The 19,156-nt window shown below is 61.9% G+C and carries 22 protein-coding genes; 8 read left to right on the top strand and 14 right to left on the bottom strand.

The window, feature by feature from the left end; all coding sequences use genetic code 11:
* Positions 1-96 precede the first annotated feature (96 nt).
* The gene (locus QNM96_RS06930; protein WP_283835308.1) at positions 97-648 is read left to right on the top strand and encodes a DUF6735 family protein; all 552 of its coding nucleotides are present in this window, start codon (positions 97-99) and stop codon (positions 646-648) included.
* A 24-nt stretch (positions 649-672) separates the two neighbouring features.
* On the opposite strand, the gene QNM96_RS06925 is transcribed toward QNM96_RS06930, so the two are convergent.
* The 7 genes from QNM96_RS06925 to QNM96_RS06895 all read right to left on the bottom strand — a co-directional run bounded on the left by QNM96_RS06925 (position 673) and on the right by QNM96_RS06895 (position 6,829).
* The gene (locus QNM96_RS06925) at positions 673-2,457 is read right to left on the bottom strand and encodes a DNA mismatch repair protein (protein ID WP_283835307.1); all 1,785 of its coding nucleotides are present in this window, start codon (positions 2,455-2,457) and stop codon (positions 673-675) included.
* Positions 2,458-2,669: 212 nt separating this feature from the next.
* Entirely contained in the window at positions 2,670-3,239 is a 570-nt protein-coding gene (locus QNM96_RS06920; RefSeq protein ID WP_283835306.1) for a HemK2/MTQ2 family protein methyltransferase, read from the bottom strand.
* On the bottom strand, positions 3,240-4,499 hold the full coding sequence (locus tag QNM96_RS06915; RefSeq protein WP_283835305.1) for a mechanosensitive ion channel family protein: 1,260 nt from the start codon (positions 4,497-4,499) through the stop codon (positions 3,240-3,242). It abuts the gene before it with no gap.
* A gap of 115 nt (positions 4,500-4,614) precedes the next feature.
* The gene (locus tag QNM96_RS06910) at positions 4,615-5,457 is read right to left on the bottom strand and encodes a 16S ribosomal RNA methyltransferase A (RefSeq protein ID WP_283835304.1); all 843 of its coding nucleotides are present in this window, start codon (positions 5,455-5,457) and stop codon (positions 4,615-4,617) included.
* An 85-nt stretch (positions 5,458-5,542) separates the two neighbouring features.
* Positions 5,543-6,124, bottom strand: coding sequence for a DUF655 domain-containing protein (locus QNM96_RS06905; protein ID WP_283835303.1), 582 nt, complete (start codon positions 6,122-6,124; stop codon positions 5,543-5,545).
* Between the two features lie 61 nt (positions 6,125-6,185).
* Entirely contained in the window at positions 6,186-6,542 is a 357-nt protein-coding gene (locus QNM96_RS06900; protein WP_283835302.1) for an RNA polymerase Rpb4 family protein, read from the bottom strand.
* Entirely contained in the window at positions 6,539-6,829 is a 291-nt protein-coding gene (locus tag QNM96_RS06895) for a 50S ribosomal protein L21e (protein WP_283835301.1), read from the bottom strand. Before QNM96_RS06895 ends, QNM96_RS06900 begins: the two co-directional genes overlap by 4 nt.
* Before the next feature lie 212 nt (positions 6,830-7,041).
* Here QNM96_RS06895 and QNM96_RS06890 point away from each other — a divergent pair, with 212 nt between their 5' ends.
* The 4 genes from QNM96_RS06890 (at position 7,042) to QNM96_RS06875 (ending at position 10,773) form a co-directional block, all read left to right on the top strand.
* The gene (locus QNM96_RS06890; RefSeq protein ID WP_283835300.1) at positions 7,042-8,211 is read left to right on the top strand and encodes a hypothetical protein; all 1,170 of its coding nucleotides are present in this window, start codon (positions 7,042-7,044) and stop codon (positions 8,209-8,211) included.
* A gap of 95 nt (positions 8,212-8,306) precedes the next feature.
* Positions 8,307-9,494 carry a cystathionine gamma-synthase gene (locus QNM96_RS06885; protein WP_283835299.1) on the top strand — a complete coding sequence of 396 codons (1,188 nt, stop codon included), beginning with the start codon at positions 8,307-8,309 and terminating at the stop codon, positions 9,492-9,494.
* 96 nt (positions 9,495-9,590) lie between these two features.
* Positions 9,591-10,277, top strand: coding sequence for an MBL fold metallo-hydrolase (locus tag QNM96_RS06880; RefSeq protein ID WP_283835298.1), 687 nt, complete (start codon positions 9,591-9,593; stop codon positions 10,275-10,277).
* Between the two features lie 64 nt (positions 10,278-10,341).
* A complete protein-coding gene (locus tag QNM96_RS06875; protein ID WP_283835297.1) occupies positions 10,342-10,773 on the top strand; it encodes a hypothetical protein in 432 nt (143 codons plus the stop codon).
* Between the two features lie 187 nt (positions 10,774-10,960).
* On the opposite strand, the gene QNM96_RS06870 is transcribed toward QNM96_RS06875, so the two are convergent.
* The 3 genes from QNM96_RS06870 to QNM96_RS06860 all read right to left on the bottom strand — a co-directional run bounded on the left by QNM96_RS06870 (position 10,961) and on the right by QNM96_RS06860 (position 13,417).
* Positions 10,961-11,227, bottom strand: a complete 267-nt coding sequence (locus tag QNM96_RS06870; protein WP_283835295.1) for an elongation factor 1-beta — start codon at positions 11,225-11,227, stop codon at positions 10,961-10,963.
* Positions 11,228-11,234: 7 nt separating this feature from the next.
* A complete protein-coding gene (locus tag QNM96_RS06865) occupies positions 11,235-11,414 on the bottom strand; it encodes an HVO_2753 family zinc finger protein (protein WP_283835293.1) in 180 nt (59 codons plus the stop codon).
* Between the two features lie 92 nt (positions 11,415-11,506).
* Positions 11,507-13,417, bottom strand: a complete 1,911-nt coding sequence (locus QNM96_RS06860; RefSeq protein WP_283835292.1) for a cation:proton antiporter — start codon at positions 13,415-13,417, stop codon at positions 11,507-11,509.
* A gap of 163 nt (positions 13,418-13,580) precedes the next feature.
* Here QNM96_RS06860 and QNM96_RS06855 point away from each other — a divergent pair, with 163 nt between their 5' ends.
* On the top strand, positions 13,581-14,945 hold the full coding sequence (locus tag QNM96_RS06855; protein ID WP_283835291.1) for an Nre family DNA repair protein: 1,365 nt from the start codon (positions 13,581-13,583) through the stop codon (positions 14,943-14,945).
* Positions 14,946-15,011: 66 nt separating this feature from the next.
* Here QNM96_RS06855 and QNM96_RS06850 read toward each other — a convergent pair whose 3' ends face one another.
* A complete protein-coding gene (locus QNM96_RS06850) occupies positions 15,012-15,806 on the bottom strand; it encodes a class I SAM-dependent methyltransferase (protein ID WP_283835289.1) in 795 nt (264 codons plus the stop codon).
* A 54-nt stretch (positions 15,807-15,860) separates the two neighbouring features.
* Between QNM96_RS06850 and QNM96_RS06845 the strand changes: the two genes are divergently transcribed.
* Complete coding sequence (locus QNM96_RS06845; protein ID WP_283835287.1) at positions 15,861-16,250, top strand: hypothetical protein; 390 nt, start codon at positions 15,861-15,863, stop codon at positions 16,248-16,250.
* On the opposite strand, the gene QNM96_RS06840 is transcribed toward QNM96_RS06845, so the two are convergent.
* On the bottom strand, positions 16,157-17,251 hold the full coding sequence (locus QNM96_RS06840) for an AI-2E family transporter (protein WP_283835286.1): 1,095 nt from the start codon (positions 17,249-17,251) through the stop codon (positions 16,157-16,159). The genes QNM96_RS06845 and QNM96_RS06840 overlap by 94 nt on opposite strands.
* A 168-nt stretch (positions 17,252-17,419) precedes the next feature.
* Positions 17,420-17,857 (bottom strand): DUF302 domain-containing protein, encoded by a 438-nt coding sequence (locus tag QNM96_RS06835; protein ID WP_283835284.1) that lies wholly within the window; start codon positions 17,855-17,857, stop codon positions 17,420-17,422.
* Positions 17,858-18,000: 143 nt separating this feature from the next.
* Here QNM96_RS06835 and QNM96_RS06830 point away from each other — a divergent pair, with 143 nt between their 5' ends.
* On the top strand, positions 18,001-18,414 hold the full coding sequence (locus QNM96_RS06830; protein WP_283835282.1) for a universal stress protein: 414 nt from the start codon (positions 18,001-18,003) through the stop codon (positions 18,412-18,414).
* A 39-nt stretch (positions 18,415-18,453) separates the two neighbouring features.
* On the opposite strand, the gene QNM96_RS06825 is transcribed toward QNM96_RS06830, so the two are convergent.
* A complete protein-coding gene (locus QNM96_RS06825) occupies positions 18,454-19,152 on the bottom strand; it encodes a CPBP family glutamic-type intramembrane protease (protein ID WP_283835280.1) in 699 nt (232 codons plus the stop codon).
* Positions 19,153-19,156 lie beyond the last annotated feature (4 nt).

The raw sequence follows: 19,156 nt of genomic DNA, 5'->3' as shown, positions 1-19,156 counted from the left end.
CAAATAGGGGGGCGAGCCCAAACCGGGTGATGAGCCCCCACTTATCGTTGCCCGGCCGCATCGGAGCCGACCACCCGCGTCCTCGCTCGGAGACGAATGGGACATAGAGCGCTCGTCGCCTACCGGCGTCCCGATCACCTCTACGACCTCCGATACAGCCACTGGGGCGCGGCCGATCTCGAGTTGGCCGACCGAATCGACGCCGATACTCCTCTCGGGTCCGGGACGGTCGATTCGTCGCTACTGGCCGATTCGGTCGCGCTCGAGCGAGTTCTCACCAACTATCTCGATCCCTGTACACACGAGGCGCTCTACCTCGTTTCGACCGAGTTCGACGTCAAATCCTACCGCGTCTGCTGGCTCGAGTGGGGCGACGGCCGACAGAACGGACGAGGAGCGATCGTCGAACTCGCACCCGACGCGTCGGATCGCGAGGCACTAATCTGGTTTCGGGCCACGAAGACCGTCCTGGCGGACATCATCGAGATGGGAGCGCTCTCGAGACGGGCCGCCCAGTCGTACCTCGAGGCGCGAATTGCCGAAGACAAAGACGGCCACGTCTACACCTATCACGGAACCGACGGGGAAGCCGACGACGAGGGGTATACCCCGACGCCGGACCAGTGGCTCGACGAAGACGAATGGTGAAACCAAATAGCGAGTCTTCCCTACTCACTCGGTCCATCGCGCATCCGCGAGCGTCCGCTGGACGACCTCGTCGCCGACAGCCTCTGCCAGCGTCTCGAAGCCGGTCCGTTCGGTTCGGTCGGTCGCATTTGCGACCAGCCTCGAGACGATGAACTCCGGCGTCGAGCGCCCCACGGTGTTAAACCGCGGCTGGTAGTCGACGAGCAACTCGAGGTCGGGATTGAGTCCTTCCGCGAAGATGCCGTCGACGCGAGCCGCCTCGGGTAACGGTTCGAGGTCGTCGGCGAGGTGCGTGACGAACACGCCCATCGCGTCCCTGTCGACCGAGAGCGTCACCAGCCCGTGCAACAGATCCGCCGCGCTCCCGGGCTCGGTGATCGCCTCGAACTCGTCGACAAGCATCAGCGTTCGCCCACCAGAGGACAGCGGCGGCACGATAGATTTCAACGTCGACTCGAGCACGCCGGCGTTGAAACTCGCGTGTCGCCTGTGGAAGACGAGCGAATCGACGGGCGTCACTTCGGCTCGATCCGCGGGAACCGGAAGCCCCATCGAGGCCAACAACACGACCTGACACAGCGTCTCGAGAAGCGTCGTCTTCCCGCCGCTGTTGGCTCCCGTGAGGACGGCGACGTCCTCCTGACCGGGAACGGACCCGACGTCGTCGGGCACCGTCGTCACGTCGTGGTCCCCGAGCCCGTAGGTGACCGGCTGGACCGGTTCGTCCTCTCGAGCCGCCAGCGAGAGGTTTCGCGCGTTGATCACCGAAATCGCGTCGCTATCGCTCTGTTCGTTCTCGTCTCCGACGAATGCCGGTCGCGTACAATCGTAGGCGAGCGCGAATCGCGCAAGTGAAAGGTGCAAGGCGATCTCGTCCACTGCAGAGACCGCCTGCTCGACGGCTTCGCTCGCGTCCTCGAGCGTCTCTTCGAACTCGCCCGCGACGGTTTCCTCACGTTCGTCGACCGCTTCCGTGAGGTTCGACCGGAGCCCGCGAAGCGTGCCGGCGACGAAATCGTTCGCGTCCGTCGCGTCCGCCGGCATGGCCTCGCGAACCTGTTCGATCGTCGCGTCCGTCTCGCCCAGGAGGCGATCCTCGAACGCGTCCCGGAACCCCTCCACGTCGCGGACGCCGTCGTCTCGAAGCTCCTCGATGAGTTCGAGCGCGTTCGCGTCCATATCTTCGACCGCGCCCAGCGCGGCCCGAAGCCGATCGAGTTCGTCGTCGGCCCCGTCGCGGACCCGCCCGCCGGCCAACGCCCCGAGCGCGTCGGCCGCGTCTTCGAGCGTCTCCCGCTCGAGGTTCGCGATCATCTCGAACGGCCCCGAATCGACTTCGGCCCCGAGCAACGCGAGGGCGGTCTCGACGGCCGCGTGTTCGCTCTCGTCTCGATCATCGTATCGGTCGTACGCCTCGAGAACCCGTTCTTTCTCATCATCCTCGAGGCTGGCCCAGGCGTCGCGCGCGGCCAACACCGAGTCGAGGCGCTCGTTCATCTCCGTTCGGTTCGTCCGTGGCGTGAGGACTCGAATCCGATCTGCGGCACGCTCGGTGACGGCGTGCTCGACGGCGAGATCGAGCAGTTCCTTGTACGCCTTGCGGGCGTCGCTGGTCGCCAGAATGTCCATTCCGGCACCGCCGGTTGCCCGGCGGAGAATCCTGGTCGCCCGGCCGCGGGGTAACCCGGCCTCCGAGAGCGTCCGAACGTCGCCGCTCTCGATCGCCCTGATCGCTCGTTCCCTGCCGAGTTCCGCGACCAACGTCTCGCGAGTCTTCGGCCCGACTCCCCAGTACTCCTCGAGTCGCATACTCGAACGTTCGAGGGAACTACCTTGAACACTGTGGCACGGGGCGGTCGTTCGCCGGTCGACTCGATCGCTTTGGCTGATAGGGTCGGTTGTCAGTCATTTCCGGTCATTCGCTACCCCGCTCTGGCGACAAACCGGTACACAGGGACAACCGACCCTATGACGACTCCGGACTATCGGCGTTTCGAGAGCGAAAAGCGGTGACCTACCGACTACAGCAACTCGAGGACGGTCAACGTCTCGAACGGGAACGACTCGTCGGCGACCGCGACGGCGCTGAATCCGTTCTCACCGGCGCGGCCGACGACCTCGTCGACGCCCGTGAGACTGCTCACGAGCAAGAGGACGAGGCCGTCGGGTGCGAGAACGCGACCGACAGCGTCGAGGAACGGATCGATGACTTCGCGGCCGTCCTCGCCGCCCGAAAGCGCGCGTTCCATCCAGTCGTCCCACTCGTTCTCCGACTCGGTCGGGAGGTACGGCGGATTGAACACGACCGCGTCGAAGACGTCGTTTGCGAACGGGCTCACGAGATCCGCCTGAACTGGCTCGACGGCGTCGCCGCGGGCCTGTTCGAGCGCGTGGGGGTTCACGTCCGACGCGATCACGCGGCTTCCGGTCTCTTCGGCGATTCGCGTCGCAACGTACCCCGAACCGGTACCGACCTCGAGAACCAGGTCCCGCTCGTCCAATCGGTCGCAGGCCGCTTCGGCGAGTAACTGTGAGTCCTCAGCCGGCTGGTAGACGTCCGTTTCCACTCCGCGTTGGTTGGCGAGGTCCATCTAGTCGTCCTCCCGGGTTGCGACCTGTTCATCATCCGAATCGGAAGTGGATTCGGCACTCGAGTCGGTGCGACCGCCGCCTCGCTCGTCGTACTCCGTCGACGTCCTCGCTCTCGAGTCGCCGTCCGGTGCGGACTCGCCGTTGCCCTCGGCCGGAGCCGAACCGCGCACCTGGTCGGCGATTTCGAACCCGCCGCGTTCGGCTCGTCCCGAGAGTTCGCGCTGTGGATAGGGGATTTTGATGCCCTCTTCCTCGAACGCGTCCTTGATCGCACCGATTGCGGCCGTTCGAGCTTGCCACTGCCGACGCGCGCTCGGCTTATCGATCCAGAATCGGGCGCTCAGCATGATAGCAGAGTCTCCAAAGCCCTTGGAGACTACCTGCGGAGCTGGAGCCGCCTCTGCGAGGTCGAGATCCGCCATCGTCGTTTCGATTAGCTCCGACGCCCGCCCGACATCGGACGTGTAGTCGATTCCGATCTCGATTTCGACGCGGAGTCGGCCGCGCTTCGAGCGGTTGGTTACCATGCTCGAGGCGATGAGGTCGTTCGGGATCATGATGTACTCGCCGTCGAACGACTGGACCCGCGTATTGAAGATCGAAATGTCGGTGACGGTCCCCTCGCTGTCTTCAACTTCGATCCAGTCGCCGATCTCGAACGGACGGGCGAACATCAACACGAACCCGGCGAGAATCGAACTTATCGTCTGTCTCGCGGCCATGCCGAGTCCGGCACCGAACAGTCCTGCACCGACGAGGAGGCCGCTCAGGTCGTCGATCCAGACGCCGAGAATGACCAGCAGGGTGATTGACCAGACAGCCACCTGTGAAAGACGGTGTGTTACCTCGCGCTGGTGGTCGGTGACCGCCGTCGACGAAGCGAACACTTCTCGAATCACTCGGCGAGTGAATCGGTTGACGATAAGCCCGCTCAGGAGGATAATTGCCGAAATGACGACGCGGGCAACCGCCGGCGCACCGAGACCGAGCTCGACATAGATGTCTCGAACCTCCTGGGTTTGCTGCCAGACCCCCAGGATAACCGCAAGCGATAGGAGGCAAGTTCCGACGAGGACCCCCATCGTAATCACATCGACGTACAACGGGCGGACGCGATCACCGAGCCACTCCTGAAGCCTCTGGTACGACAGCAGAACAGCGACCAAAACCCCGACCGCCACGACCGTCACCGCGAGGCGCTGATTCGAGGTTGCGAACTGTTCTCCTAACCAGTCGAACCCAAAGAGAGTCTCGAGCATCTATTCTCCGTTGGACCGAATCGTGGCTGCACTCACCTGTATCCGTCGGTCGAGGATCGGTCGACTGACGGCCAGGTTTCCCACAGACCGTTCGTCTACGGGCCGTTGTAGCTTGTTACCCGTCATCAGTTATTCGCGTCACATCCGTCGCGAGTTCGGCGAGTGCGGCGAACTCCGTCGGCGTCACGGCACCGGCGCGCTTTCGAAGGAGTTCCTCGTCAGCCGCCTCGACGACCGCATCGGGGTTCTCGAGCTTCGAGATGTGTCCCGTGTTTCGAATCGCGTTACGCATAGTTTTCCGTCGCTGGGTGAACAGCGCCTTGACGAACCGAAGGAAAAATTGTTCGTCGTCGACCTCGTAGTCCGGGTCTCGGGGTGTTGCCCGAATGACCGCGCTCTGGACGGCAGGCGGCGGGGAAAACGCCTCCTTTGGAATCGATTCGACGAGTTCGACGTCGGCGTAATGCTGGGTCGAGACGGACAGTCGACCGTACTCGGAGGTCCCGGGTTCCGCGACCATCCGCTCGGCGAACTCCTGTTGAAACATCAACACCAGCGGCCGAGATTTCGGAAGCAGTCGAAACGTGATCTCGCTCGAGACGCCATAGGGAAGGTTCGACACGGATGCGGTGAAATCGGGCAATTCGACCTCGAGGGCATCTCCCTCGACGACCGTCAGTCGATCCGCCGCGATCTCATCCGCGAACTCCTCGCGAAGAAACGACGCCAGCTTTCGATCGCGTTCGACGACGGTCACCCGCTCGCCAGCCTCGAGCAATCTGTCGGTGAGCGCGCCGGTCCCGCCACCGATCTCGAGCAAGTGAGATGTGTCGGCGTCGGTTTCCGTAAGATACGTCGGCAACCGGTCCAGCACGCGGTCGTCGATCAGAAAGTGCTGGTCACGGTCCGGATCGCCGCGAACGCCGGCTCGAGCGATCAGGCCGTCTGGATCTCTCATTGGTCGCCGCTTTGGGACCGGCGAGTGTAAACGCACCGTCTCGGCTCGAGAAGAGTGAACCGTTGTCAGTCGTGTTGGCCGACAATCAGTCGTGTTGGCCGACGAACGTCTTGTATTTCAGGTCGTCGTCACGCAACTCCTGGATGATCCGTTCGACGAGGATTTCGTCTGGATCGTGTAGTCCCGAGACGCGATCCTCGAGGTCTTCGAAGCTATCGAAGGGCTTTCGTTTGCGTTCGTCGAGGATGCCGTTTCGGAGTTTCTTCCCGATACCCGGCAGGAGGTTCAGCTGGTGGAGACGCAACGTGATTGGTTGGGCTTCGTTATAGAAATCGACGAACCGCTCCTCGTGGTCCTCGACTAAATCCTGGACGACGTACTCCAGTTCCGACTGGGCGCCCGAGGAGAGCGCGTCGTACTCGACCGAATGGGCATCGACGACGATATCGCGTTCCTCGTCGGGCTCGACGACGACTTCGCTGCCGATCGTCAACCGCTCGTCTTCGTCGAACGCAACCTCGTAGAGCCCGAAATCTTCGACATCCATCGCGTACCCCGCGGGAGACTTCGCGTACTGTGGGCGGCCGTCGTCGGAGAGGCCGTGTGCGAGGTAATCCAGCACAACCGTACGGCGAACATTCGTCTCGTCACGCTCGGCTTCGCTCATTAGGTTCCGATACGGTGACGGCGTACTTAAAGAGTCGGCTCGCTATCACTCAGCTCCGAACTCAGGCGTACTGGGCGACGGTGTTGAGAATTTCGTCGAGTTCGTCCCCTGACAGCGAGTACCGCTGCTGTGCGTAGACCGACCGCAGTTCGTCCCGGTCCTGTGGCAGGAGGTTGGTAATCTTGTACGCCGTTTCCTCGTCGACCTTTTCGAGATCCTGCAGGTCGTCGACGAGCGCTCGAGCGTCTTCGGGCTCGAGGACGGTGAACCGGTTGACGTGCTCGATGGTGCGGGCGAGCTCGTAGCGAAGCTCGCGATCCTCATCGAGCGAGCGTTCCGTTTCGATGTCGGCGAGGTGTTCTTTTACTTCCGAGACCGTTAGGAACTCCTCGTCGACGATCGTTTTGAAGATCGTCATTCCTGCGCGCTCATGTGAGCGGCCGAGACGAGTACCGTCTTCTCCTTGCCGCCGTCGTTGATCTGAACTTTGAACGCACTTCCCTGCTTGCCGATGACGCTACCGGTCTGGCCGTCGAATCGAGGGTGGAATCGACCGTCCGGAATGCTTGGGTCGATCTTCAGGTGGACTTTCTGGCCCTCGTCGTAGTCCTGAATCGCACGCTGTGGCGGCGACGTTCCGCGGTCTCGAGGGTTGTTCGCGAGCTTTCTCCGAGTTCCTTGGCGTGGCCCATTAGATTTCGGCATAGTCGTACGACCCTTTTGAGCGGTGACGGTTATAAAACGCACGTCTTATCGCTCCGGCTTCGATAGCGCGGCGGTCACCGAACGGCGCGGTCACCACCGCCGAATCGCAAACCTTGAGTCGCCGAGTCGTGACCGGATCCCCTCGAAATCGGGAATTTCTCGACGAGAAATTAAACAAGTACGTTAATTATCCCCAGTTGAAACGAGTGAGTATGGACCGCCCTCCTCGAGACGACCCGCCGTCTGAAGCGTCAGAACGGAGCAGTGTCGACTTGTCTCCTCCGTCTGCAAATAACGAACCGATTGCGGACGATACTTCCCTCTCGGGGCCGTCATGGCCCCGCTATCTCGCGATAGCACTTTTGTGTCTCGTCGGGCTCGTGCTCGCCGTCTCGTTTACCGTGGTGATGGCCGCCGGAGACGACCTGACGTTTACGGCCGACCCCTTCGATCCCGAAACGGAGCCGTCCGAGGCGGCGACCGCACAGCAGGTGATCGACCTCGAGCAACGCGCCGAAAACAATCCGGCCGGCGTCGCCGACGCCTTCGACACCGCCGCCGAGGAAGGCGTCTACGACGAGCCGGCAAGCGCCCACCCGGACGAACTGGTCCGCATTGCCGACGACGACGATCGGTACGAGTACGCCGTCTACGGCGGCGAGTACTACGAGTGGGAAAGCGCCGTCGGCGAGAATTCCGATCACGTCCTGATCGAACTCGAGCCGACAACTGCTCAAGAGGTAGTAGATAGCGTTGCGGTTCCGTACGAGGAGGCCTCGAGCGAGGCCCAGTCCGCCGTCGACGGCGAGGAGGCGACCGGATTCGAGATATCCGAAAAGATCGTCGACGACGACGGAACGTACTACGCGGTGTCGATGGCAAACCCCGGCGTGGTCATCGTACAGTTGTTCGTCGCGCCAATCACCGCCGTCCTCCAGTCGGTCGGTATCGCGTTCCTCGTCGTTGGCGGCTGGCTCCTTCGGAAAGCCGTTGGCGGCGTCTCGAGGCCATTGTCCGTTAAATCGATCGCAGGTCTCGCCGGAGTTGCGGGCGCGGCGACGGTCGGAGTCGGCGTGCTCTCCTCGTCTTTCAGCGCGTTTTCGCTCGCCTCCTTGCCGGCGATCGCCGCCGCGGTCGTAACGCTCTCGTTCGTTGGGTTGTTCGCCCGAACGCGACAGTACGGTCCGCTCGCAGGCGTGTTGTTCGCAGTTCCGATCGCGACGATCACCCTGGCCGGCGTTTCACACGCGCTCTTTGGAGGCGTGGGGACGGGGCTGTTCGGTGGGGTACTGACGCTATTCGCGCTCGTCGGTGCCGGGCTGTTCGGCTGGCCGCTGATCGCGTACGGCTACTGGTTTAGCTCGACCCCAGACCCGACGTAGTTCGTGGGGACCGATAGTTCGTCGTCGGCACGAGACGCTCGTTTCAGCGGACTCCTGGCACAACAGTAATCCGCCCGGGCGACGCGCACACGCATATGGATAACTCGAGCGAAGAGGACGGCACCGAGGACGACTACAGCATCGAAACCAGATCGATCCACGCCGGCCAACACCCTGACAAGGAAACGGGCGCGCTGATGACGCCGATTCACGCGAATTCGACCTACGAACAGGATGCTCCCGGCGACCATCGAGGATACGAATACTCCCGAACTGGAAACCCGACCCGGACGGATCTCGAGGAAAACCTCGCGAGCCTCGAGAGTGCCGAATTCGGCCGCGCGTTCTCGAGCGGGATGGCGTCGATCAACACCGTCTTGAACCTCCTCGAGTCGGGCGACCACGTCGTTACCGGCACCGACGTCTACGGCGGAACACACCGGATCTTCACGCAGGTCTACGAGCAGTACGATATCGAATTCTCGTTCGTCGATATGACCGACCTGTCGGCGCTCGAGGGTGCCTTCCAAGAGAACACCGAACTACTCTGGCTCGAGACGCCGACGAACCCGCTCATGTCCATCGTCGATATCGAAGGGGCGGCCGAGATCGCCCACGCAGAAGGCGCGATCTGCGCCATCGACAACACCTTCGCGACGCCGTACCTCCAGCGACCGCTCGAGCTGGGCGCGGATGTCGTCTCCCACTCGCTCACCAAGTACCTCGGGGGCCACTCCGACGTCGTGGGCGGGGCCCTGTTGACCAACGACGAATCCCTGGACGAGCGGTTCGGCTTCTATCAGAACGCCGTCGGCGCGACGCCCGGTCCCTTCGAGTCCTTTCTCGTCCTTCGGGGGACGAAGACACTCCCCGTTCGGATGGATCGCCACTGCGAAAACGCCCGGGCCATCGCGACGTGGCTCGAGGACCACTCCGACGTCGAACGAGTGTACTACCCCGGGCTCGACTCGCATCCGGGACACGAAATCGCCGCCGACCAGATGGACGACTTCGGGGGCATGCTGAGTTTCGAACTCGACGCCACTCTCGAGGAGGCAAGCGCGGTCGTCTCGAACACCGATGTGTTCGCCCTCGCAGAGAGCCTCGGGGGCGTCGAGAGTCTGATCGAACAGCCCGCTCCAATGACCCACGCCGCGATTCCCCGGGAGGAACGCCTCGAGGCCGGGCTGACGGACGGACTCATCCGCGCGAGCGTCGGGATCGAGCACGTCGACGACCTGATTGCCGATCTCGAGGGGGCGATCGAGGACGCACTGTACTGAACACGACGATTCGCGGTTCGTCGAGTGCCCCTTCTTGACTCTCTTTCCTGTTGCCTGACCTGTACACATTTGATCCCGCGGTCCGAAAAGCGGGCCATGTCATCACCAGAAACGGATGCAGGGGTTCACGCACTTCCACTCACGCTCGAGTTTCACGGCCGGGAGCTGACGATCACGCCGACGGTCGTCGAAACTGATCGAGGTCTGATCCTCATCGATGTCGGTCCCGAAGGTGCGGTCGGCCCCCTCGAGACCGCGCTGTCGGATCTCGGCTTTTCGCTCTCGGATCTCTGGATGGTCGTACTGACCCATCATGACGGTGATCACGCGGGCGGGCTCGCGGAACTCCGCTCGCGCGTCGACGTCCCGGTGGCGGCCCATCCCGAAGAAGCGCCGTACATCACGGGAGAGAAACGGCCGATCAAGGGCGACGGGGATCGCTACCCGCCGGGGACGGTCGACATCGAACTCGTCGGCGGAAGTCGACTGTCGACGGCCGTCGGTCCGATAGAACTCCTCGAGACGCCCGGACACTCCCCGGGTCATCTTTCGCTGTACGTTCCCGACGAACGGCTCCTGATCGCTGGCGACGCGCTCGTCTCGGACGGAGACCAAGCGCTCTCCGGTCCGAAACCCGAGTTCACGCCCGAAATGGATCGCGCCCTCGAGTCGGTCGAAACGCTCGCCGCCCTCGAGATTGACCACGTGCTCTGTTTCCACGGCGGGTACAGCCGATCGGGCAGCGGCCGAATCGCCGAAATCGCTCGAGCGCGCTCGAGCTAGGTCGGCATTTCACACCGCCCAGCGAAGCGGAAATCTCATCGGGCCGGGGCCAGTACGATAACCCATGCAAATCGAACTCCGCGTCTGTCAGCACTGTCTCGACGGCGACCACGGCAACGAGAAGCGAACGGAGGTCATGCACGACATGGTCAACTGCGCCGAGAAGATCAAAGAGCACAAAGACGTTATCGACCTCGATGCGGTTCACATCCGGAAAGTACGGGAGGACGAACACGGGAAACCCGAAGCGCTCCCCGTCGTTGCCGCCTCGATTCAGAACAATCAGGTCGCCTTGAACGACCTCCAACTTGTGACGGAGGGCCAAGACGGGAACATGCTGATCTACATCGACCCGCAGGACGTGTTGACGGTTCTGGCCGGAAACCTCGACGAGATCAGCAAGGCCGTCACCGAAGACGTGACTATCGACCTCTCTTCGACCGGCGCACAGATGGTCTCGGAAGCCGACCTCGGCGCTCGAGGTCCGGATAACTGAAGGCAGTTATTCAGATTCGCTTTGACGAGTCTGCCCCTTCGGGGAGAAATCAATTCTCGAGAGACAATTTTTGGAAGACGAACGGCTTTGAAATCACCCCTCCGAGCGCCAGCAAGAGACGACCTACTCGAGCGAGACGGAGCGGTCGCTTCGGGGAGTAGAAAAACGATCGAAAAACGGAGTCGTGTTATATCCGGCCGACGTTCTCGACGCCGACGCTTTCGACGCCTTCGACGTCGCTAAAGTTTTCTTCGACGGTTTCGGTTCCGCCCGCTCCGTCGGGAACGATAACCGTCGCGTACAGGGCGACGAGACCGAAGGCGACTTCCTCGCGTTCGGTTCCGTTGATCTTGGCACCCTCCGGAAGGGCGGTCTCGAGTCGCTCCTGAAGCGCGTCGAGGTCGATCTCCGGGCTGTTCGGCATGACCTTGATTTTGGCTGCTACTTTTCCCATTGTATCCTTATGGACCGGTGAATCCGCAGTCGTCGCACTCATAGAGGTTGCTCTGTTTCCGGCACTTTGCACAGCGGTAAATCTGTTTACCGCACTCGGGACATTTGAACGCTGCAGCGTTCGTTCCCGCGATGTTGATCCCACAAGAGACACACGAACGCGTCTCTCGTCTATCCGTGGAGCTCATACAGCCACCTTCCCTCCCGCCGTTTTTAACGGTTGTCTTTTGCTACTCGAGCGGCGAGACCACGCTGAACGGACGCGAAACGCCGGGGCGGTTCAATCGTGAGGGTGAAATCGGCGGACGGCCGACCGAACGGCATCGTCGCGACCGATAAACGTCACCCGGTCTCCCTCCTCGAGAACGGTGTCCGCACCGGGGACGTACGTCTCGCCGTCTCGAGCCAGAACGGCGACGATACAGCCGTTGGGTATCTCGGCGTCGAGTTCGGCGATGGTCGAGTTCGGGAGATCCGTCGCCGTTACCGTGATCTCCTGTGCGTCGTGTCCCTCGCCGAGTTCGTTCATCCAGTGTGCGAGCGCGGGTCGTTCGATCTCGTTGTCGATAGACCACGCGGTCGCACTCGAGACGTCGATAGCGCGGACCCCGAGCGTTTCGAAGGCGTCGACGTTCTCGGGGGAATTTACGCGAGCGACGACGGTTTCGATGTCGAATTTCGTTCGTGCGAGCTGCGAGACCAACAGGTTCGTATCGTCGGTCGCGGTCGTCGCGACGACGATCTTCGCGTCCTCGATACCCGCTTTCTGCAGAACATCGTCGTCGGTTCCGTTACCCGTGAGCGCGCTGAATCCGTTCTCTTGCAAACGGGTTACGACCGCGGGATCCTCGTCGATAAGCACGATGTTTTCCCCTCGTTTCTCCAGTCGCGTGGCGAGCGTCCGGCCGACCCGACCGCCGCCGACGATGAGTGTGCGCATTGGAATAACCTGAAAGTACTCCGCGATTTGCCGAGAGAAGCCCGCCTGAATGACGACGGTGATGAAGATGACGAGAAATACCGTTCCGGCCAGCGTCTGTGAGGCTTCGAACTGCCCGGCCGCCTCGAGTTCGAGCGCGAACAGCGTCGCAACGGACGCCGGGATGATCCCCCGGGGACCGACGAACGAGAGGAAGAGCCGTTCCTCGCGACTGAACCGCCGATCGGTCGTCGCGAGGGCGACCAGAAGGGGTCGAACGAACAGTGTTACCGCGACGACGACAGCGATTCCACCCGTTCCGAGCCCCAACAGGGAGTCGAAGTCGATCAGCGCGGCTAGGGAGATGAAGACGAACGAGAGAACCACGAGCGTGAGATCCCGATTGAATTCGAGGATCTCCTCGCGGTAGGGGAGCTCAACGTTTCCGAGGACGAGTCCAGCGGTCGCTGCTGCGGCTACGCCGGTCTCGGAGAACACCGATTCGGCGAGCCCGAACGAAACCAGCGCGCCCGTCAGGGTTACCAGCCTCGCAACCTGCGGAGCGTTCCCGGCCGGTTGCTCGACGGAAACGAGTAAGTAACGGACGCCGACGGCGACGACGATACCGATGCCGATCCCCGCGGCGAGTCGCTGAAGAAACGCCAGCGGGATCGTTTCGGGAGAGTTCCCGACGACGACGGCCTCGAAGATCACGATCGCGAGGACGGCGGCGGTCACGTCGTTGATGATTCCCTCCCCCTCGAGCGCGGCGGTAACGTGTTCCCGGACGGTTATCACCTCGAGAATCGGCGTGATAACCGTCGGTCCCGTCGCGACTAACAGCGCGCCGATCAGGAACGCGAGGCTCCAGGTGGTGTCGAGAAAGTATCTGACGGCGATGCCCGTGCCGACGAACGTGACCAGCGCTCCGATCGTGGTCAATCGGAAGATGGCCTGTGGTGCCATCGCGAACTTCTCCCGTCGGAGGTGGAACGCGCCGTCGAAGATGATGATCGCGACACTCAATCCGACGATCGTCGAGAGCCCGTCCCCGAACGTCTCAGCCGTTACGAACGAGAGTCCCTCGGGACCGACGGCTACGCCGATGAGTATCAAAAACAGCACGCTCGGAATTTGTAACCGCTTTGCGAGTATCTGCGCGCCGATACCGAGCGCCAGAACACCCACGACAACGAAGAGGATCTCGTCCGCCACTGGCGGTACGTCTACGCGACGTGTGTTAAATGGTACCACCCATGTACGGCCACCCATGTATGGGTGCTCCCCGTGTACGGGAACGTCGGCCTCGAAATAGTTCGTAAGCACCTCCCGAGATCGGTCGAGCCCCCTCCGAAAACTGGTCGTGAGACCCTTCGGGTCCGTTGGATCGATAGTGAACTCAACATTCAAACCCGTCCCGTTCGTAGGGCCGCTAATGCGCCTCGACGACTACATCGAGGAGTTAGAGCCCGACGAGGAAGCCGAGCGACGGCGTCTCGCAAAGGAGAAATCCTACGCGATCACGGACCACCTCGAGGACTTCGAACGGAACTTCGAACAATCCCTTTCGGGTGACACCCTCGTCGGATCGACGGCCCCCTCCATTTTCGTCGGCCGATCGAACTATCCCGATATCCCGATCGGCTTGCTCTCGCCCGTTGGGGACGAAGAGCAGGCCGAGGAGTACGTCACCGACGGCAAGTGGTACCAGCAGGGATACGCCATCGACGATGTCCTCCAGCGACGGACCGGCCTGTTGAACTCGAGCAAACCCGCGAACGTCGACTCGCCGAGTATCGCCAGTCGCCTGGCACCATCCGTCGACGACGTCTGGGACGGTTTCGTCGGCGTCCAGCGCGAGGTGGCGATTTCGGATCGGCCGGTCGACCTCGAGATCGGCCTCGACGACACGCCCGATCTCGGTCTCGACGCCGGAACCGACGTGGCGACGCCGCGCGGACCGCGGGCCAACGCGAAAAACGCCGATTTGCGGGAGAACCCTCACGTTCCGAAAGCGGTGAAAAAGACCTTAGAGGACGACGATTGGCAGGCACAGGGTGCGATGACCTACCTCTATCGCCGCGGGTTCGACGTCTACGAAATCAACTCGATTCTCTCTGCCGGTGCGCTCGGCGAGACGAAACAGCGCCGACTCGTTCCGACGCGGTGGTCGATCACCGCCGTCGACGACACCGTCGGCCAGTTCGTCCGCGGCCAGATTCGGACGAACCCGAGCATCAACGAAGTCCAGGTCTGGGCCAACGAGTACATGGGCAATCGCTACTGGATCATCCTCTCGCCCGGTAGGTGGGAGTTCGAACTCGTCGAGATGAAAGCGCCCGGGAGCATCTGGAACCCGAATCCCCACGACGCGGTCTGGATGGCCAGCGCAAGCGAGGGCTATGAGGGCCGAACCGGCTACGTCGAGGAAACGGCGGGAGCCTACTACGCCGCCCGGTTGGGCGTCCTCGAGCACTTAGAATCCATCGGCAGGCAGGCGAAGTGTCTGGTCCTGCGCGAGGTGAGCGACGACTACTGGGCCCCCGTCGGCGTCTGGCAGGTCCGCGAGAGCGTCAGGAACGCCTTCGACGGGGCACCCGGTGATGCGGGAGATCAGGGGCTCGACGGGCGAGAATCGATCGCCGGCGAGTACGGCGAGGCCGAAACCTTCCACGACGCGGTCGCAAAGGTCTCGAGACGGCTCCCCGTTTCCCACCAGCGACTCCGCCGGAAATCGGAACTCGCCGCAGGATTGCAATCCAGTCTCGATGCGTTCTCGAGCGGGAGCTTGACCCGTTAAGCGCAAGACGGAGCCGTACGCCCGTTTTCCCCTTTGACCTACTTCGCCCTCAAGCGTCCGCGACCGCTAATCGTCGACCGCAACCGCGACAAACCGGAGTCGGCGATAGTCAGCGGTCCAGGAGCCATCGCGAAACAGCGCTGGCCTGAGTTCGTCCTCGACAGCGCCGATGATCTCATCTCGCTCGTCGTCCGGAACCGACTCGAAAAACTCCTCGCCGAACATGCCGATCCAGTTTGCGAGACCGCCCGCTCCGTCTTCGAGCGTCGTCGGTCGGTCGAACAAGCGAGCCATCCGGACCTCGAAGCCGTGGGACTCGAGTCGCGGTGCGTATTCGCCGATCGACGGAAAGCACCACGGGTGTTCGTTGTCGTACCCGCGACTGCGCAACTCGGTTTCGAGGGCGTCGACGATCAGTTGGACGTTGTTCGCCCCGCCGAGTTCGGCGACGAATCGACCGCCCGGACGGAGCGCGTCTCGAGCGGACTCGAGGACGCCGTCCTGATCGGTAATCCAGTGCAACGCCGCATTCGAGAAAACGGCGTCGAAGGGCTCGTCCGCGCTGAAATCGGTCGCATCCGCGCGGACGAACGAACAACGTGAACTCGACGAGTCCGAGGTCGGATTTGACGACCGCGCCTGTTCGATCATCGCTTCGGATTGATCGATGCCGACGACCGTCGCCCCGCTCGCCGCGATTTCGTTCGTCAAGTGTCCCGTCCCGCAGCCGATATCGAGTATTCGATCGTCCGGTCTGGGGTCGAGGCGATCCAGAAGCGATTCGCCGTACTCGTAAACGAACGCGTGCGAGCCGTCGTAGGCGTCGGGATCCCACGGCTGATCGTCTTGGTGCGGTCCCATCGTAGTCCATCAACGAACGGAATCCCTTTAGCTGATCCGGGACAGAACGAGCGTATGACAGTTCCAGGAGCGATTCCGCCCGACCTCTTTACCGCGCTGGCAGCCCTCTTTTTACTGCTGGGTGTTCCGCTGATCCTGTTCGCACTCATCATGCTCTATACGGGGTACGTCAGATACGACGCCGAAAAGTACCTCGAGGAACTCGAGGAGGAAGCGGACGAACGGGGCGGTAGGGGCGAACGGGCCGATAACGGCGAACGTCCAGGTCACGACGAACGAACGAAAAGCGAATCCGCGGGAGGGGACCGTTCAGAATCCGCGACAGCCACGGACGAGGAACCGTTCGGCCGTCACTCGCCAGCGACGTCCGAAGGGGGCGTTGCGGACGACTCAGACGACGGTTCGACCGACTCCGTTGTGGAAGACGATCCGAAATCGCCGTAAGCGTCACCGAAGACGTTCAGCCCCGCTTTGAAGACCGCGAGCAGGACGGGGCCGAGGAAGAGTCCCATAATGCCGAGCAGATAGATCCCGCCGATCACGCCGACGAGGACGACTGCTGGGTGGAGCCCCGATTCTCGGTCGACAAAGATCGCACGCAGATAGTTGTCGACGACGGAGAGGACGGCGATACCGTACACTAACAGAATAGCCGCGCTCACCGGTTCGCCAGCGACGAAGAGATAGCCGACGGCGGGCCCCCAGACGAGCCAGATTCCGACCGCCGGGAGGAACGAGACGATGATCATCACGACCGTCCAGAAGGTGACGTTTGGAACGCCGAGGAGCCAGAGACCGATGCCGCCGAGAATCCCCTCGACCAGCGCGACGAGAACGTGACTGTAGATAACCGCCCAGGTGACTGTTTCGACTTCATCGAACAGTTCTTCGCGAATGTCGACCTCGAGCGGCGCGATCGAACTCACCCAGGCGACGAACTCGGGGCCGTCGACGAGCAGGTAGTACAGCAAGAACAACAGCACCATCAGCCCGAGCGCCATTTCGATCGTCGTGTTCACGAGCGTGATCAACTCGGCGAGAACGAACTCCACCGATTCGGAGAGGAACATCTCGAGTTCCGTCACGAGGTGGGTTTCGACGGAGTCTATCGTCTCCTGTTCGACGCCGAGTTCCAGTGCAAGCTCTCGAACGGTCTCGATAGCGGCGAGTTCGTCGAAATCGTTCAGGAACGAAAACACTGTATCGAAGATGACGATCGAGAAAGCCAGCAACGGCACGACTGCGGCGACGACGGCGAACGCGGTGAGCAGTAACGCCGATACTCTGGGACCGACTCTCTCCTCGAGTCTCCGGTGGGCCGGATAACACACGAACGCGAGGAGACAGGCGGCGATGATATACTGAAACAGGGGCGCGATCATCATCGCGGTGACCGCCCCGAGGAGGACCAACAGGAAGGCGAAGAAGCCGGTTCGAACGTCCATATTCGGATATCTCACCTCGGGTACGTAAACGTTGACACTCCAAACAGTACCGTTTTCTTATGTGACGAACTGCGGGCGGGCCACAATGGAATGCAGTTCGGCTACGACGAGGGACAGTCCGGCTACGACGAGGGACAGTCCGGCATGACGAAGTACAGTCCCGACGGACTAGAGGTTCGCGTACGCGCTATCGACCATTTCGCTCGTTTCGGCGACGATTTCCGCCCAGTTCTCGTCGTCAGGAGCAATGCCCAGCAGCCGGGCGATTTTCATTATCGAAATGTGGTAGACAACCTGTTTTCCCGGTTCCTCCTGCCAGACGATCACGTTACAGGGGAAGAGTCCGCCCATCTTCTTCGTCACGTCGAGTACCCGATCAGCTATCTGCGGATTACAGGCTCCGAGGACGTAGTAGGGGTCTCTGTCGGCGTCGACTTTCTCGTTTAACAGTTCCGAGGGCGAAAACTCGGCGGGAACGCCGAATCCTTCCGCCTCAAACACCTCGCGCGTGTGTTCGATCGCCTCCTCGTGGTCCATCTCGAGGACGGCTCGGTGTTCGCCGTAGTGTTCGGGATCGATTTCGGACGGGTCAATTGGGAGACTCATAGCTCTTGGTTCGTGTTCAGGACGGAAAAACTGTCCCCAGCGAACGGTTCGTTTTCGGGACTGTTCGGAAGCGGGCTCGAGGTGGATGCCATCCCCCATCTTGGGTACCGTATTAAGCCGAACGAGGGTGTTGAATAGCTACCATGTCCGAACACGTCCTCGTTCCGATCGACGAGACATCGCTCCTCGAAGACGTCGTGGCCTACGCGCTCGAGCGGTATCCCGAGGCCGAGGTCACGGTATTACACGTCCTCACCGTCGCCGAAGACGCCCCGCTCGGACTCGAGAGCGCCCCGGCCGCGGAGGAGTGGCGCGACACACCGCTCGACCTGTTCGAGCGCGCCGAGGAAGTCGCAAGCGACTACGGTCGGGAGATCGAGACGATTACGCTGTTCGGACAGACTGCGCGGACCATCCTCGAGTACGAGCAAGAAGCGGGTGTCGACGCGATCGTCCTCGGGAGTCACGGCCGACACGGGTTAGAACGACTACTTATCGGGAGCGTCGCCGAAACGATCGCACAGCGCGCTTCCGTCCCCGTCACCATCGTCAGATGACGTCGGTGGGCGAAACAGCGATCCAATTCCAGACCCCGATCAAAGCGGAATCGGAAGCCACTCGAGGTACTCGAGGATTCCCGTCGGATCGAACAGCGGATCGTGAAGCACCAGCCAGTCGAGGAAGACGAGGCCGACGCCGTGGGCGATCACCGACGGGAGGATCGAGTTCGACTTGTAGTCGACCGCGCCGAAGAGGACGTCCGTGGGTCCCGAAAGCAGGAACTCGATCGGCGGTTTCGAGGAGTGGTGGATCATGTAGACGATCGGGCTGATGAGAACCGCCTTGAATCCGATCTCTTTGACGCCGACACAGAGTAATCCGCGGTAGTAGGTTTCCGCCGCGAGCGCGAGGATGAACAACTTGATCGCGTGCGGGATGAACTCGCCGGGAGCCGCCGACGTTTCCCACATCGGATAAAACTGTCTGATCGTGGGAAACGTCGAGCCGACCAGATAGAACGGGAGCACGAAAAGCGAGAGCAAAATCGCGTTTCGAATCGCGACCCGATTGATGGTCCAACCGATCCGACGACCGTGGGAGAGGCCGAGTGCGAGTGGGCCGACGATCAGTAACAATCCGTCGACAACGACCCGTTCGTCAAGTCCCGACGGAACGGTCCGTGTCCACAGAATCGTCAGTATCGCGCCGGTAAGGAGCGACTTTTGAAACCAGGATAGGCGATTGAACTGGTCGCGTATCCAGCGAACGCTGCTGCTTTCGTCCTCGATTGCCACGGCT

The organism is Halostagnicola sp. A-GB9-2, assembly GCF_030068615.1.
In the GTDB taxonomy this organism is placed as follows: domain Archaea; phylum Halobacteriota; class Halobacteria; order Halobacteriales; family Natrialbaceae; genus Halostagnicola.
The sequence above is the reverse complement of the archived record's forward strand: the minus strand, read 5'-3'. Positions and strand labels throughout refer to the sequence as shown.